Source organism: Adlercreutzia sp. DFI.6.23 (assembly GCF_024462535.1).
Taxonomy (GTDB): Bacteria; Actinomycetota; Coriobacteriia; order Coriobacteriales; family Eggerthellaceae; genus Adlercreutzia; species Adlercreutzia rubneri.
Window position 1 is genome coordinate 1 of sequence record NZ_JANGBP010000208.1, and the last position, 396, is coordinate 396.

General features: G+C 58.3%; 1 protein-coding gene. It reads right to left on the bottom strand.

Going from position 1 to position 396, the window contains the following annotated elements:
• The coding region (locus NE591_RS13035) for a flavoprotein (RefSeq protein ID WP_305145257.1) at window positions 1–189 on the bottom strand (189 nt) is incomplete at its 3' end.
• Window positions 190–396 lie beyond the last annotated feature (207 nt).

Below are 396 nucleotides of genomic sequence, written 5' to 3' on the forward strand. Positions count from 1 at the left end.
ATCCACCGCCACTTTCTCGTGAGTGAGCGCCCGGAAGGTCACGGGATCGACCAAGTGCGTGCCGTGCTCGGTCATGACCACCTTCACCCGCACGCCCGCCTTCTGCAGCCCGCGCACGATTTCCCCGGCCTTGTAGGCCGCAATGCACCCGGTCACTCCCACCAATACGCAAGGCCGCTCCGCACTCATCGCCCTCTCCTTCCAAGAAGTTTTCCGCCTATTATAGGCGTACCAACTGGCTAATTCGAATCGCATCAGCCAGCGAAGGAGAACGCCCTCTCGGCGATCTCTTATAGCCCTACGGAGAATGCGGCCGTTAAGAAGCAGATTCTACTTCAGCAGCAACGATGTCGGGATGGTACCGACCCATGTGCGTCATCTTCTCTGCTTCTTTTG